The 12,073-nt window shown below is 39.6% G+C and carries 17 protein-coding genes and 1 pseudogene; 6 read left to right on the top strand and 12 right to left on the bottom strand.

Annotated features, from left to right (window positions below; genetic code table 11):
• Both ACFPXP_RS09490 and ACFPXP_RS09485 read left to right on the top strand, forming a co-directional pair.
• A pseudogene (locus tag ACFPXP_RS09490) lies at nucleotides 1–260 on the top strand (hypothetical protein); the annotation flags it as partial.
• Nucleotides 261–342: 82 nt separating this feature from the next.
• The gene (locus ACFPXP_RS09485) at nucleotides 343–822 is read left to right on the top strand and encodes an MFS transporter (RefSeq protein WP_379893965.1); all 480 of its coding nucleotides are present in this window, start codon (nucleotides 343–345) and stop codon (nucleotides 820–822) included.
• A gap of 222 nt (nucleotides 823–1,044) precedes the next feature.
• Here ACFPXP_RS09485 and ACFPXP_RS09480 read toward each other — a convergent pair whose 3' ends face one another.
• From ACFPXP_RS09480 to ACFPXP_RS09465, 4 genes are read right to left on the bottom strand one after another with little or no spacing between them, the layout of a single operon-like run.
• Nucleotides 1,045–1,335 carry a hypothetical protein gene (locus ACFPXP_RS09480; RefSeq protein ID WP_379893964.1) on the bottom strand — a complete coding sequence of 97 codons (291 nt, stop codon included), beginning with the start codon at nucleotides 1,333–1,335 and terminating at the stop codon, nucleotides 1,045–1,047.
• Complete coding sequence (locus ACFPXP_RS09475) at nucleotides 1,335–1,913, bottom strand: peroxiredoxin family protein (protein WP_379893963.1); 579 nt, start codon at nucleotides 1,911–1,913, stop codon at nucleotides 1,335–1,337. The genes ACFPXP_RS09480 and ACFPXP_RS09475 overlap by 1 nt, the downstream gene beginning before the upstream one ends.
• Before the next feature lie 9 nt (nucleotides 1,914–1,922).
• On the bottom strand, nucleotides 1,923–2,630 hold the full coding sequence (locus tag ACFPXP_RS09470; protein ID WP_379893962.1) for a cytochrome c biogenesis CcdA family protein: 708 nt from the start codon (nucleotides 2,628–2,630) through the stop codon (nucleotides 1,923–1,925).
• 13 nt (nucleotides 2,631–2,643) lie between these two features.
• Nucleotides 2,644–3,306 (bottom strand): hypothetical protein, encoded by a 663-nt coding sequence (locus ACFPXP_RS09465; protein WP_379893961.1) that lies wholly within the window; start codon nucleotides 3,304–3,306, stop codon nucleotides 2,644–2,646.
• 158 nt (nucleotides 3,307–3,464) lie between these two features.
• On the opposite strand from ACFPXP_RS09465, the gene ACFPXP_RS09460 reads away from it, so the two are divergent.
• Nucleotides 3,465–4,427: a C40 family peptidase gene (locus ACFPXP_RS09460; RefSeq protein WP_379893960.1), complete on the top strand. Its 963-nt coding sequence runs from the start codon at nucleotides 3,465–3,467 to the stop codon at nucleotides 4,425–4,427.
• Between the two features lie 32 nt (nucleotides 4,428–4,459).
• Here ACFPXP_RS09460 and ACFPXP_RS09455 read toward each other — a convergent pair whose 3' ends face one another.
• On the bottom strand, nucleotides 4,460–4,681 hold the full coding sequence (locus ACFPXP_RS09455) for a hypothetical protein (protein ID WP_379893959.1): 222 nt from the start codon (nucleotides 4,679–4,681) through the stop codon (nucleotides 4,460–4,462).
• Between the two features lie 131 nt (nucleotides 4,682–4,812).
• Between ACFPXP_RS09455 and ACFPXP_RS09450 the strand changes: the two genes are divergently transcribed.
• Nucleotides 4,813–6,255 carry a bifunctional metallophosphatase/5'-nucleotidase gene (locus ACFPXP_RS09450; RefSeq protein ID WP_379893958.1) on the top strand — a complete coding sequence of 481 codons (1,443 nt, stop codon included), beginning with the start codon at nucleotides 4,813–4,815 and terminating at the stop codon, nucleotides 6,253–6,255.
• A gap of 38 nt (nucleotides 6,256–6,293) precedes the next feature.
• Here the strand turns inward: ACFPXP_RS09450 and ACFPXP_RS09445 are convergent, their stop codons facing one another.
• Genes ACFPXP_RS09445 through ACFPXP_RS09435 form a run of 3 tightly spaced genes read right to left on the bottom strand, consistent with a single transcriptional unit; the run spans nucleotide 6,294 to nucleotide 8,684 of the window.
• A complete protein-coding gene (locus tag ACFPXP_RS09445) occupies nucleotides 6,294–6,863 on the bottom strand; it encodes a class I SAM-dependent methyltransferase (RefSeq protein ID WP_379893957.1) in 570 nt (189 codons plus the stop codon).
• A 53-nt stretch (nucleotides 6,864–6,916) separates the two neighbouring features.
• The gene (locus ACFPXP_RS09440) at nucleotides 6,917–8,005 is read right to left on the bottom strand and encodes a sensor histidine kinase (RefSeq protein ID WP_379893956.1); all 1,089 of its coding nucleotides are present in this window, start codon (nucleotides 8,003–8,005) and stop codon (nucleotides 6,917–6,919) included.
• Complete coding sequence (locus ACFPXP_RS09435; RefSeq protein ID WP_379893966.1) at nucleotides 7,992–8,684, bottom strand: response regulator transcription factor; 693 nt, start codon at nucleotides 8,682–8,684, stop codon at nucleotides 7,992–7,994. The genes ACFPXP_RS09440 and ACFPXP_RS09435 overlap by 14 nt, the downstream gene beginning before the upstream one ends.
• Before the next feature lie 446 nt (nucleotides 8,685–9,130).
• Here ACFPXP_RS09435 and ACFPXP_RS09430 point away from each other — a divergent pair, with 446 nt between their 5' ends.
• Complete coding sequence (locus ACFPXP_RS09430; RefSeq protein ID WP_379893955.1) at nucleotides 9,131–9,691, top strand: cupin domain-containing protein; 561 nt, start codon at nucleotides 9,131–9,133, stop codon at nucleotides 9,689–9,691.
• 383 nt (nucleotides 9,692–10,074) lie between these two features.
• Here ACFPXP_RS09430 and ACFPXP_RS09425 read toward each other — a convergent pair whose 3' ends face one another.
• Both ACFPXP_RS09425 and ACFPXP_RS09420 read right to left on the bottom strand, forming a co-directional pair.
• Nucleotides 10,075–10,443, bottom strand: a complete 369-nt coding sequence (locus ACFPXP_RS09425) for a YidH family protein (RefSeq protein ID WP_379893954.1) — start codon at nucleotides 10,441–10,443, stop codon at nucleotides 10,075–10,077.
• Between the two features lie 22 nt (nucleotides 10,444–10,465).
• Nucleotides 10,466–10,858, bottom strand: a complete 393-nt coding sequence (locus tag ACFPXP_RS09420; protein ID WP_379893953.1) for a DUF302 domain-containing protein — start codon at nucleotides 10,856–10,858, stop codon at nucleotides 10,466–10,468.
• A 98-nt stretch (nucleotides 10,859–10,956) separates the two neighbouring features.
• Here ACFPXP_RS09420 and ACFPXP_RS09415 point away from each other — a divergent pair, with 98 nt between their 5' ends.
• A complete protein-coding gene (locus ACFPXP_RS09415) occupies nucleotides 10,957–11,136 on the top strand; it encodes a hypothetical protein (protein ID WP_379893952.1) in 180 nt (59 codons plus the stop codon).
• An 83-nt stretch (nucleotides 11,137–11,219) separates the two neighbouring features.
• Here ACFPXP_RS09415 and ACFPXP_RS09410 read toward each other — a convergent pair whose 3' ends face one another.
• Both ACFPXP_RS09410 and ACFPXP_RS09405 read right to left on the bottom strand, forming a co-directional pair.
• Nucleotides 11,220–11,606 (bottom strand): rhodanese-like domain-containing protein, encoded by a 387-nt coding sequence (locus tag ACFPXP_RS09410; protein WP_379893951.1) that lies wholly within the window; start codon nucleotides 11,604–11,606, stop codon nucleotides 11,220–11,222.
• Between the two features lie 24 nt (nucleotides 11,607–11,630).
• Nucleotides 11,631–11,891, bottom strand: coding sequence for a metal-sensitive transcriptional regulator (locus tag ACFPXP_RS09405; protein ID WP_379893950.1), 261 nt, complete (start codon nucleotides 11,889–11,891; stop codon nucleotides 11,631–11,633).
• Nucleotides 11,892–12,073: the final 182 nt, after the last annotated feature.

Raw genomic sequence — 12,073 nt, 5'->3', positions numbered from 1 at the left:
AGGGAGTTCACCTCATCTCAATTGGTTGGTTTAGTCGCTTAACCTATTCGAGATTTGGGGAGGTACTCCTTTTTCTATGTCTAAAAAAGTCAGTCATATCAAGGCATGAGATTTATGAAATTGATTCGAATGGCAAAAAAATCAATAACACTTCGGCAGTTTCGTATAAAGATGAATATGTCTTCGAAAACGGAAAGTGGTTGATTGCTAACAGAACATCAACATTTGTGTGGCAAGACAGAAAAGAAATAAACCCGTAGTTAGTTTCATGCCAACAAAAATTTGGAGTGTCAAAGGCACTTCGAGTTTTTGTTTAATTAATATTTCAAAGAGGAGTTATAAATGAGTCACGAAGTTAATAATCATCCTGTAAGATTTGCTTTTTTGTTAGCAGTATTTTGTGCATTGGGACCATTTACTGTTGCCATGTATCTTTCATCATTTCCACAAATCATGAAGTTTTTTGAAACAAACGCATCCATGGTTCAAGCAAGTTTGACATCTGCCCTGTTAGGATTATGCTTAGGTCAAATACTAATTGGTCCCTTAAGCGATGTACATGGCAGACGTAAACCGTTACTAGTTTCGATGATATTGTTTTTCATTTCCTCTATCGGTTGTGCTTTTTCTCCAAATGTTGAAGTGTTTATTGCGCTGCGTTTTATACAAGGATTTTCGGCTTCTGCTGGACTTGTTATCGCTCGTGCAATAGTACGTGATGTTTATAATGGAGTTGAATTAACAAAGTTTTTTACACTTCTTACGACAATAACCAGTGTTACCCCATTAATTTCGCCTCTATTAGGGAGTGCTGTTGGATAGGCTACACTTAGTTGGACAGAAAAAATAAGGGCTTGTAGAATAAAGCTATTACACTAAGGGAGCGGATCTCTACAATGTCCAAACAACCACGCCGCACGTAATTCGTGGCGCACGCACCGACGTAAGGTTCGTGTATATTACCTTAATCGGTACAATCTCCTCATTTTGGAATAAATAAATTGTGTATCTCTCTTCGCTTTCACGATTCTCTTCAATTTCCCTTCACTCCGACTCTCCTTGGTTTATCTGTTCCAGTAGGTTAATCACATGCTCCGTTTCTAGAAATTCCTGCACCCGATATTTTTCGTTCCCGGAATCATCAATAAAAATTGTGGTTGGATTTTTCTTTACCCGATAAAAATTAGTCATTTCTGTCTGAACATCTATGAAAACCGTCTCTAACTCAATTTTTTCAAATATCCTTATTACTTCCCTTAAAACAGTGCCCATCGAACGCCCTAACGGGCAAGCGCTAAGGGTAAAAAGCATAATTTTTTTAATTTGGCTGTCCATTAAGCACCTCTTTGTTCCATCTTAGATACAGATTGATCCATAATCTCATAATTGATGGCACCTTGAAATTTTTCACGAATAATGCCGTCAGAGTCGATCAAATAAGTCGTTGGATAAGCAACCACTTGGTACAGCTTACTTACTTGTCCCTTTTCATCGAACACGATTGGGAAAGTAAGTCCGAAATCAGCAACGAAAATCGGAACATTCGCAACCGACTCTTCCGTATGAGTTAAGTTCACGCCAAGAATGACCACTTCCTCTGTTTTGAAATCGTTATAGAATTTCTCCATATGAGGCATCTCCACCCGGCAAGGAGGACACCAGGTTGCCCAAAAATTTAGAAGCACTTTCTTTCCGCGATAATCTGTCAGTTTTACCTCTTCCCCATCTAGGGAAACAAGTTGAAAGTCTGGAGCCATGTTACCAACTTGAGTACCAACTTTCACTTCGGCTGTTTCTTTTTGTGTTGAATTTGAAGCTTCCAGATTTGACTGGGAATCACGGGAATCATAAATCCCCCATCCCACAAGCGCCAATATAACGATGATTGCTATTACGTTTTTCTTCATTTCCATACACCCCGCCTAATAAGTAAATTGAGCAAGCCAAGAACTCATTTTTTCAAGATGACCTGTAAACAGCAGCAGCCCCAAGATCACAAGAATCCAACCGTTTGCAACGGACAAGTAAGGCAGCCATCGATTAATCTTTTTTACAACATTCAATGAATAGGTGATGAGAAGAGATATAAATAAAAAGGGCAGTCCTAATCCAAGCGAATAAATGAATAGCATCATTACTCCGCTGTACACCGTATTAGATGAGCCGGCTAACAGCAGAATGGAAGAAAGGGCGAGTCCAACACATGGCGTCCATCCGGAGCCAAATGCCACACCCATGATAAATGAGTTCCCGCTTCCTCTGCCGGTCAGCTTTTGCCCAAACCAGCTTTTTTCAAGCATAAGCATTCGTAATTGCAGAATCCCTGCCATTTGCAGTCCAAAAATAATAATCAACAATCCGCCTAACTTTCCAATCATATCTCTGTACGTAACAAAGAACTGACCTACCCAACTGGCGGACGCACCCATAGCGACGAAAACAACGCTAAAACCAAGGATGAACCATACCGACCGGGAGAATATCGTTCTTTTTTTAACAAGAATTTTATTATCTCTTACCATCGATCCGGTCAACTGGGATACGTAAGCCGGAATAAGCGGGAATATGCACGGTGAAAAAAAAGATAATATCCCAGCGGTAAATGCTACGAAAAATGTTACGTTTTCCAAATGAGTCCCCCCCTTACCTTCGACCTCTTTCTATACCAAGTGAAACTACCACAGTTATTGCTGCAAGAACTAAATACAGGCTTTGCTCACCATTGAGACCCCAGAATACATCAGGAGCATGACTAAAGAATTGGATAAACGCATGTCCGATCAAATACCAGAGCACATATTGAATGAATCTGGGCAGGCTTACTTCTTCCCTTCTGATCCAAACTCCCAGTATCACGTGTGACCAAATCATAGCCAACAAATGGAACATCCAAGTGAAATGGTTCGTCGTAAAGAGCAGTAAATGGTACGTCCCATACATTCCAAACCAACTTACTGCCGCGCCATCCAATAATATTGACCATGGAATACCGTTTTTTCTTTTTTTAAGAAATAAATATATGAGGACCGCTCCAACCGCCAGCCATATCCCCGTAATCCCCCCATCAAAATACAGAATCATCGCTGGTTGTCTGATTACTCCCAGCGGGTCGAAGAGAATCAAACTAAATTTCCAAACTAAAAATGATAAAAGAATAGAATTTGTAAACATGCTATCCATTTCAAAACTACTGGAATCTGTTTTATTGATTCGAAATTTCAAAACAGCGTAACCCGCTAAAACGGAGAGTAATAAAAAAAACATCTCCCTCTCCAAAACAAAAGGACCTATAGTCAGCGGCGTCATGGCACTCCCCCTCTACAAGCCCTATCTTAATTACCCAATGTTAAGATTCGTTAAAGCAGGATGGAAAATTTTACGCCCAGGTAGGCTCACACCTCCATGATAATTTGTATCCAAGGCTCTTACGTGAGAGTCAACAAATGTAACCAGGAGGTTTTTACATGTTGAAGAGTAAAATTGCTGCTCTATTGATCCCTGCAATGCTAGGAGTTTCATACGTTGCCGATCATAACGCTGCTTTTGCAACAGCTAACTCGAATGGTCTAGTGGTCAAAACGGTTAACTTCAGAGAAAAACCCTCGTTGTCAGGGGATCAAATTCGCTATCTTTCATCTGGGGAACAGCTGAAGATTCTTGATGAAGTCAATTCTTACTGGTACAAGGTCGAAGATCGGAATGGAACGATTGGTTATGTATCTTCCCAATCTCAATATGTTCAGGTGGTCAACAGTGAAACTGGTGTGGTCACTAGCAGTGTTAACTTTAGGGACAAGCCTTCCCTGTCTGGAAAACGCATCCGCTATCTTACATCCGGTGAACGTGTCGAGCTTATCGAAAAAGTGAATTCATATTGGTATAAGGTGAAGGATGCAAATAGAACCAATGGCTACGTATCTACCCAGCCAAAATATATAAAATTCGGGGCATTGTCCCCCACTCCAGGTAAGCCAGAAACAGCGCCAGCAAACATAGAAGAGATCATTCAATCAGGAATGAAATACTTAGGAACGCCTTATGAGTTTGGATCGGATCGCTCCACAGTGTCAACCTTTGATTGTTCTGATTTCGTACGTCAAGCGTTTAAAGAAGGAAGCGGTATTACTTTACCGGCAGATTCCAGAAAACAGGCTGATCATGTAAAGAAAATAGGAAAAACGACTACAAATTGGCGAGATCTTAAACCAGGTGATTTAATGTTTTTCATGTCTTATAAGGGTTCTAAAGAATCGAGTTACTCCGGGATCAATAAAGCTAAGCAACGGATCACACATGACGGTATTTATTTAGGTAACGGGAAAATTCTGCATACGTATTCGAAGAAGTCAGGCGGGGTACGAGTGGATACCATCGAAGGGAAGCATTGGGAGTACCGGTTCGTTTTTGGAGGAAGTGCAATCAAATGATCCATTCTATGGGACGGCAGAAGCCGTCCCTTTTAACGTTTCACTTGGGATGCTTGTATAACGCAATGCTTGACGGCGAGGGGCTCTAAATCAACGGCAACGCAAAGCGTTTCAAACCATTCCGTTTCCAGGAAAGCCAATGCTTCTTGACGTTTCTGAAAATTCCCCCCGCCTTTCTTTGATCTCATTTTTACATCTGAGAACGTAAGGAGCAGTAATTCACAAATTAATTCCGTATAGCCAGCGGGCAACATTCAGACATCCCTCCTACAAAAAACTTAACAACGAACTGTTAAGGTTCTTTAAAGAGGGGATTGGAAAATGCTGTTATGATTCACTTTGGATATAGCCATAATAAGCATGATTTGTGCAAAAGGAGGACCATATGGCATACGAACTTACGATTATTCAACAAAATGATACCCATGGATATATCGAAACGCACCCGGAGTTTTTTTGGGGATTTGAAAAACCACAGTATCGGATGGCTGGTGGGTTTGCGCGAATTGCCTGCTACGTAAATACTGTCAAAAGAGAACGTGCAAACGTTCTGTATGTGGACGGAGGAGATCTTTTTCACGGGACAGGACCAGCCGTCTTATCCCAAGGAAATACAATAGTCGAGCTCATCAATGCAATGAAACCGGATGTTTTTGTCCCTGGAAACTGGGACTTTGCATATGGTGCTGTACAACTACAAAGCCTAGCGGAGAAAGTAAACTGCCCGACAATTGCTGTGAATGTACATAAACAGAACTCAAAAGTTCCCTTCTTTAGCCCGTATACCATCAAAGAATTCCAAGGTTTTAACGTTGGAATCATTGGTTTAACCTATCCCTATGTTGATCAAACCATGCCCGATTCATTTTCCAACGGCTTGTCTTTTTCTTTAGGGTTGGAGGAACTGCAAATTCAGATTGAAACACTTCGAAACAAACTCAAAGTTGATTTAATCATTGTAGTAAGCCATATGGGTCTTCCCCTGGATGTAAAGCTATCCTCTATTGTGCGCGGGATTGACATCATATTAAGCGGGCATAGTCACGACCGGCTAACAGCTCCGATTGTTAAAGACGGCTGTATGATCATTCAATCAGGGTCAAGCGGCTCTTTTCTTGGCAGGCTTGATGTATCGATTGATAACGGTAAAATAACTGGAGCAGCGCATCAATTAATCCCCCTATATGCTGAAGATTTTCCAGAGGATCAAGAAATACTGGAAATGATTGAAGATAACCTAAAGCCCTACAACAGCATGCTTGCAGAAGAGATTGGAGTTCTGAAATCTCCCCTCCATCGCATGACGTTAAACGAGGCTCCAATGGACCGTTTGATAACAGATGCTTATCTTAGCTTTATAGATGCTGACGTGTCTTTTTCGCATGGCTGGAGATACGGAGTACCTGTTTTACCGGGGAAGATCTGCTTAAAGCAAATGTATCAGATCATTCCGACCAATCCCCAGCTATTTGAGCTAGAAATTGAGGGGGCAAGATTACTTCAATCGTTAGAAAATAATTTGGAGCAAGTTTTTTCAGTTGATCCTTTTCAGCAGAAGGGTGGTTATGTATTACGTTCATCAAATTTGATGATGGCATATAAACCTTATAATCCTTATGGTCACCGGATACAGCATATTGAAATTAATGGGAAGCCGTTAGACCCCAAAAAAACATATCGCGTAGTTGGAGCAAGTGATCAAATTTTTAAAAAACACCAAACCAACCGCAAGATCTTACAAATGAAGGCGCATGACGTAATCAAAGCCTATTTTTCTTTAAAGAAAGAAGTAGCAATTGATGAGAAACGATTTATCTACTCCATATAAAAATAACCTTTGGCGGGACACATATATCCCGCCAAAGGTTATTTTTGTGCAATGATTACGTAATGAGAATCGGACGGAAATGTTGTTGAGATCACAGAGAATCCATGTTCCTCGAATGCCTTCTTCATATCATCGGAATGAATTCGATGTTCAAACGGAGGACCTTGCTCCATCGGTTTCTTTTCCCATTCAATACATAAACAACGTCCACTTGGTTTTAAAACTCGTTTTATTTCCTCGAGTCCTTTAGAGAGCGGTTCAACCTCGTGCAATACAAATGATGCGATTGCTTTGTCCACTTTTTCGGGATCCATTGGGATGTCTTCAATTACTCCTTGAACGAACTGAACGTTCATTAAGGCTTCTTCATCTGTCCGTTCCATTAACACACCAAGCATTTGCGATTCCACATCCAAAGCATAAATCGTCCCCTGAGTCATCTTAGCAGCAGGCAGAGTGAAATATCCGGTACCAGCTCCTAAATCCAGCACATCGTCATCTGGCTCTAGATTAAATTCTTGTAGTAACTTTTCCGGCGGCAAAGCCTTACGGCGTTCCGGATTATCCAGACGCGCCATTTTTGCAGGATCAAACCGGCGTTCATTCATTCGACATCGCTCCTTCTTTTCTCTTTCTATAGTATTTACCTTAGTATTTGAAATTAGCTGTCTATGGGCAATGTAAACCAAAATGAGTGTAAGCCCCCATCCGAATCCAACCCGACCTGACCTCCATGCTGCGTAATAATTTCCTTAACGATCGCCAGTCCCAATCCCGAACCGCCGGTTGCTCGTTGGCGTGCAGGATCTATTCTGTAAAGTCGTTCGAAGATGTGAGAAACTTTGTCTGAAGGAATAAAATCTCCTTTATTTGTTACGGTAACCCGATAAAGATGATCTCCATTTACTTTTCTGCCTTCTAATTTTATAAAATTTCCCCTGTTATATCGGATAGCATTGTGAAGTAAGTTATCCAATACTTGCTTCAGTCCAATTTCATCCCCCATAAGAACTGCCGGTTCTGTTTCAACTAAAACTTCAATGTTTTTATTAAAAAATTCCAGTTCAAAGAGCTGAACGCTATTATTGATCACTTTATCAATAGCAATCTTTTCTCGAACTGAACTATTCAGTCGTTTGGTTTCCCAAGACGTAAGCTGATGCAGTTGATCCACTAACCGGATTAAATGCTTTGCTTCTTCATGCAATGAACGATATAACGCCTTATCCCCATCTATAACACCGGAACTTAGTGCTTCGAGATACCCGTTTAAATTACTCAACGGAGTGCGCAGTTCATGCGATATATCTCCTAACATGTTTTTCCGGCTCTCCTCTGCTTGTTTAAGGGTGCTGATCATTTGATTAAAATCTTGGCTTAATTGCCCCAATTCATCATTTGTTACTTTTAAAGGATTTGGGTAAATACCGCTTGTCATTTGTCGTGCTGATTTAGTCAAAGCTTGCAATGGGGATAATATTTTTCTAATAAAAAAATAATGAATAAATGCGGCTACTATACTTGCAGTTATGCTTGCACGAAGTAAATAAAAGTGCATCGTTTCATTAAAAAGTTCGCCATTCTCTTTGTTAACGATGGAGTATTGGTTCACGAGAAAACACGCAAAATCCTTTACCGAAACGCCAGTCAGCCATATAACCACTACAATGACGATCACGTTTACAAATATGAGCTTCCAAACCAAGCTCTTGTTCCAGGACTTAAAAAAATGTTTATTAAAGAGCCACAAACCGATACCCCATTCCTCTTACCGTATCAATAAAGTCTGGCATGCCTGAGAATTCACTTAGTTTTTCCCTGAGCTTACTGATATGAACATCAACGGTTCTTTCGATAACGAGCTTCTCATCATTCGGATACAATTCTTCAAGAATTTGATCCCGACTAAGAATTTGATTTGGATGTTTCATCAGAAAATGTAACAATTTAAACTCATGCTGCGTGAGGTTTATGATTTCACCGTTGTATTTCACCTCTCCCCTTAACGGTTTAATCGTTAGCCCCCTGAAACTGATCTTGCTGCATCGATTTGCAGTACGCCGGAGTACGGTTTCAACCCTCGCCACCAATTCTTGTGGACTAAATGGCTTTATCACATAATCGTCCGCTCCCATCTGAAGTCCTTTAATTCGATCTTGCTTATCTACCTTAGCTGTTACCATGATGATCGGCACATCGCTCTTCATATCTTGACGAATCCATTGGCATAATTCTTCTCCGCTTTGTTCCGGAAGCATAAGATCCATGATCAGAAAGCAAGGGTCAACATGTTCAAACATGGTTTGTCCCTCTACACCATCTTTCGCTTCCCAGACTTCATATCCAGCTTGTTCAAGATATATTTTGATTAGTTGACGAATCTTTGGATCATCTTCAACGATGAGGATAGATTTCCCCTTTAGCTCCATAGAGTTCTCTCCTTGAAACTGGTATATGTTAATCATAAACATGCTTTTTAAAGAAACGTTAAAGCTACGAAAAATTAAAAAACGAACCATGAACATAAAACGTTCTGTTTTGAGGAGCAAAATTAAAGTTTGACAAAATTAACCGACATCAAAAAGAGGGTAGGACTCCTACACGGAAAAAATAACAATGGGTCGATACATAAAATTGTACAAGAAAAACGCTTGGGGCGAAAAATGCCCAAGCGTTTTTATATAAGTAGTACGGAACCAGGCATTATAATAAGCAAATACTTGGAATATTCTTTTCTGTAATTAATTTCCACCAAAAAGGAGCAAAGGTGCCTTGTCAATAAATTCCTAAAGTAGTACATCACAGAAAATGTACCATTCCCAAGCCATAGTGAATAACATATTTTATACTTCTGCGAGGGGAATGAGTAAACAAAATGTATTACGCTGGATATATGTACCCATATCCATACCACGTTAGCGTACCAATGTATAATTATACAAGACAGCCTGTGTACTGGACGATTCCACAAGAAATAGACCATTTAAACCGATTTGGTTATTGGCAATCATCAAACATGAATGGAAATATTGAGTTAAACGACTATGGTCGAACACCATTTGTTGTTGATATTAACAAGGCTACAAAGCAAAATAACACATTTCGAACTGCTATATGGACAGGAAATAACTTACAAGTCACTTTGATGAGTATTAATGTCGGGGAAGACATAGGTTTAGAAGTTCATCCCACTGTTGACCAATTTTTGCGTATTGAAGAGGGGCAAGGCATAGTTCGTATGGGTGATACTAAAGATAATTTAAGTTTTGAAAAAAGGGTTTATGATGATTATGCAATCATGGTACCTGCTGGAAAATGGCATAATTTAATAAACACGGGCAATACCCCACTTAAACTTTATACTATCTATGCTCCGCCTGAGCATCCATTTGGTACGGTTCATAAAACGAAAGCAGATGCGATGGTTGCTGAATAAAACCATATAATTATAGCATTCTCCATTATTCACATCATTGAAGGAGCTTCCCTTATAAACAAATTCTTTAATATTACTAGACCCGACTTATTATAAATCAAAAAAAGGGTTTGGCATCAAAATTGCTAATATAATTGACACCGAAATTGACACGTGATTTGACACGAGTTTTTGTCTCTACATTAGTTATTTCCGAAAAAAATCCCTTTAAACATTCTTTAGCCAAAATAACTGTCAGCTTCAATACCAATTCCCGAATTCCCATGATACGAAAGAAAAAAATGACGTGTCAATACTGTTGTCAGTTTGACCGTCATTTTATTGTCATTTTCGATTTTGCACCTCAAAACGGAACGCTTTACCATGAACAATGGTTCGTCATTTTAATATAAGACTAAGACAACTACTAACGCTAATAGAAACAAATCAACCAAGCCTAAACTTGCAAACGTGACCCATATAGACAATTTGGGCGACCGGAATGTATCACTGTTAATGCCTTTCTGTTTACTCAAATAATCCCTCGTCGCGCATCCCAATATGATTGCACCAAAAACTACAGCTCCTACGCCGATCAGGGCTGCAATCCAATGTCCGAGCTGCTCGTGAGCTGTTGACCGAAAGACAACTCCAGCCGCCAAAAAGCCTAATCCCACAATAGCAATACCTGTTCTTACCCAAGCAAGAAATGTTCGTTCATTCGCTAGATGCTGCTGTATATATTTAGAGTCAACGGTTTTCTCTTGTCCCAAAGTAAGTCAACAACCCTTCACTTCACTTGCTCTTATCGATGCACGCGATCAATCGTTTTTCGACATCCTGTGCTATTCCTTTAAGACCTTCAAACGATTCATTTTCAACCATCCCAATCAGCGCAGAAGGTTTGGGGAGACCAATTTTAGTCTGACCCTCATGTTCATAAACAGCAATTTTACACGGTAAAAAATATCCAGCTAAATAGTTCTCGCTTAACACCCTTTTCGCTTCAACCGGATTGCAAACCTCAAGAATTTTATACTTTTGATTAAATTCGATCCCTTTTTCGTTTAATTTATCTTGAATGCTAAATTGCCAAAGGACACCGAACTTTTCTTCTTTTAACGTTTGTTCTAAAGCGGCAATGGCTTCCTCGACTGATTTTTCAGTATCGACGGTATAGTGAAACATAATGATCCTCCGTAATTTTCCCAATATTTTTTATTTAAAATTTCGCCGTTTTATTTTATAATTCAAAGTATACAACTTGGATTTAGGGGGATTAAAAAATGAATATCTTCAACAGCTTATTTTCTGAAAAATGCCCAAAATGCAATCAGGTCTTACTCACAGACAAAAGCAATGCTTTATTATCCCACGTCGTAAAATCTTGTCCAAATGGTCATTATGTTAAAGAATTTCATCCTGCAATAGAAACCTACATTGAACACAATGGCGGAAACCATTGACATTCTATATTCTCCCCTGAGAAATTAGGTAAAATGTATGTTAATAAAAAACCATCAGTCGGAGGAAAGACTGATGGTTTCAATTATTTTCGTACCTGTCCACCCCATGCCATGATACCACCTTGCAAATGTGCCATGTTCAAGTAACCATGTTTGCTTAGGATACGAGCTGCTTGTTTGCTTCTCATCCCGCTCCGGCAATACAGGTAAATACTTTTATCTTTTGGAATTTCTCCTACTCTGTTTTTAATTTGAGACAACGGGATGTTTATTGCTCCTGGGATATAACCTTGCTTTACTTCGCCAGGTTCGCGGACATCAATTAAGATTTTATTATGATTGCTTTTCAATTCATCCTGAAACAGATTGGGCATAAGGTTTTTAAGACCTTTGACCCCGGCAAATCGGGAATACACAAACCAGGCAAGAAAGGCGACCAAAACGATGTTAAAAATCAAGTTATAATCCATGGTATAACCTCTTTTCTTAGTTCATTAACGGCTTTTAACTAACAAATCCACCGCCTGTTTGACGATCTTGCTTGTATCTCTGCCAGCTTCTCTTTCCTCGATAATGCACTGTTCAAGGTTTACCGCAACGATGTAGGCTATTGCCTTATCCGCTGCACTTCTAACGGCAGATAATTGGGCTACGACATCTTTGCAAGGTTGCTCTTCCTCCATCATTTTCAAAACACCGCGAATTTGACCTTCTACACGCTTCAATCTTCTTTTCACATCATCATCATATTGCATTCGTATTCCTCCTTTTATACGGGTATAGGTATATAATATCATTATTATTCACATAAATGAATCAATTTCATAATGCATCGTTCTAAAAAACTGTAGACTAACCCGACTACAAATTTACAGTTCAAAAATTAAGCTACATCAAGCTGCAACTGACGGTTTATGCGATCACAAGCTAATTTTGT

Origin of the sequence: Marinicrinis lubricantis (genome assembly GCF_042658665.1) — a bacterium.
In the GTDB taxonomy this organism is placed as follows: domain Bacteria; phylum Bacillota; class Bacilli; order Paenibacillales; family KCTC-33676; genus Marinicrinis; species Marinicrinis lubricantis.
This window is presented reverse-complemented; position numbering and strand designations above follow the sequence as displayed.

What these genes read in the sequence shown, in the direction of transcription:
- ACFPXP_RS09460 (WP_379893960.1), top strand. Translation starts at nt 3,465, where the DNA reads ATGTTGAAGAGTAAAATTGCTGCTCTATTGATCCCTGCAATGCTAGGA.
- ACFPXP_RS09465 (WP_379893961.1), bottom strand. Translation starts at nt 3,306, where the DNA reads ATGACGCCGCTGACTATAGGTCCTTTTGTTTTGGAGAGGGAGATGTTT.
- ACFPXP_RS09445 (WP_379893957.1), bottom strand. Translation starts at nt 6,863, where the DNA reads ATGAATGAACGCCGGTTTGATCCTGCAAAAATGGCGCGTCTGGATAAT.
- ACFPXP_RS09455 (WP_379893959.1), bottom strand. Translation starts at nt 4,681, where the DNA reads ATGTTGCCCGCTGGCTATACGGAATTAATTTGTGAATTACTGCTCCTT.
- ACFPXP_RS09410 (WP_379893951.1), bottom strand. Translation starts at nt 11,606, where the DNA reads ATGGATTATAACTTGATTTTTAACATCGTTTTGGTCGCCTTTCTTGCC.
- ACFPXP_RS09450 (WP_379893958.1), top strand. Translation starts at nt 4,813, where the DNA reads ATGGCATACGAACTTACGATTATTCAACAAAATGATACCCATGGATAT.
- ACFPXP_RS09415 (WP_379893952.1), top strand. Translation starts at nt 10,957, where the DNA reads ATGAATATCTTCAACAGCTTATTTTCTGAAAAATGCCCAAAATGCAAT.
- ACFPXP_RS09475 (WP_379893963.1), bottom strand. Translation starts at nt 1,913, where the DNA reads ATGGAAATGAAGAAAAACGTAATAGCAATCATCGTTATATTGGCGCTT.
- ACFPXP_RS09420 (WP_379893953.1), bottom strand. Translation starts at nt 10,858, where the DNA reads ATGTTTCACTATACCGTCGATACTGAAAAATCAGTCGAGGAAGCCATT.
- ACFPXP_RS09485 (WP_379893965.1), top strand. Translation starts at nt 343, where the DNA reads ATGAGTCACGAAGTTAATAATCATCCTGTAAGATTTGCTTTTTTGTTA.
- ACFPXP_RS09480 (WP_379893964.1), bottom strand. Translation starts at nt 1,335, where the DNA reads ATGGACAGCCAAATTAAAAAAATTATGCTTTTTACCCTTAGCGCTTGC.
- ACFPXP_RS09405 (WP_379893950.1), bottom strand. Translation starts at nt 11,891, where the DNA reads ATGCAATATGATGATGATGTGAAAAGAAGATTGAAGCGTGTAGAAGGT.
- ACFPXP_RS09435 (WP_379893966.1), bottom strand. Translation starts at nt 8,684, where the DNA reads ATGGAGCTAAAGGGGAAATCTATCCTCATCGTTGAAGATGATCCAAAG.
- ACFPXP_RS09430 (WP_379893955.1), top strand. Translation starts at nt 9,131, where the DNA reads ATGTATTACGCTGGATATATGTACCCATATCCATACCACGTTAGCGTA.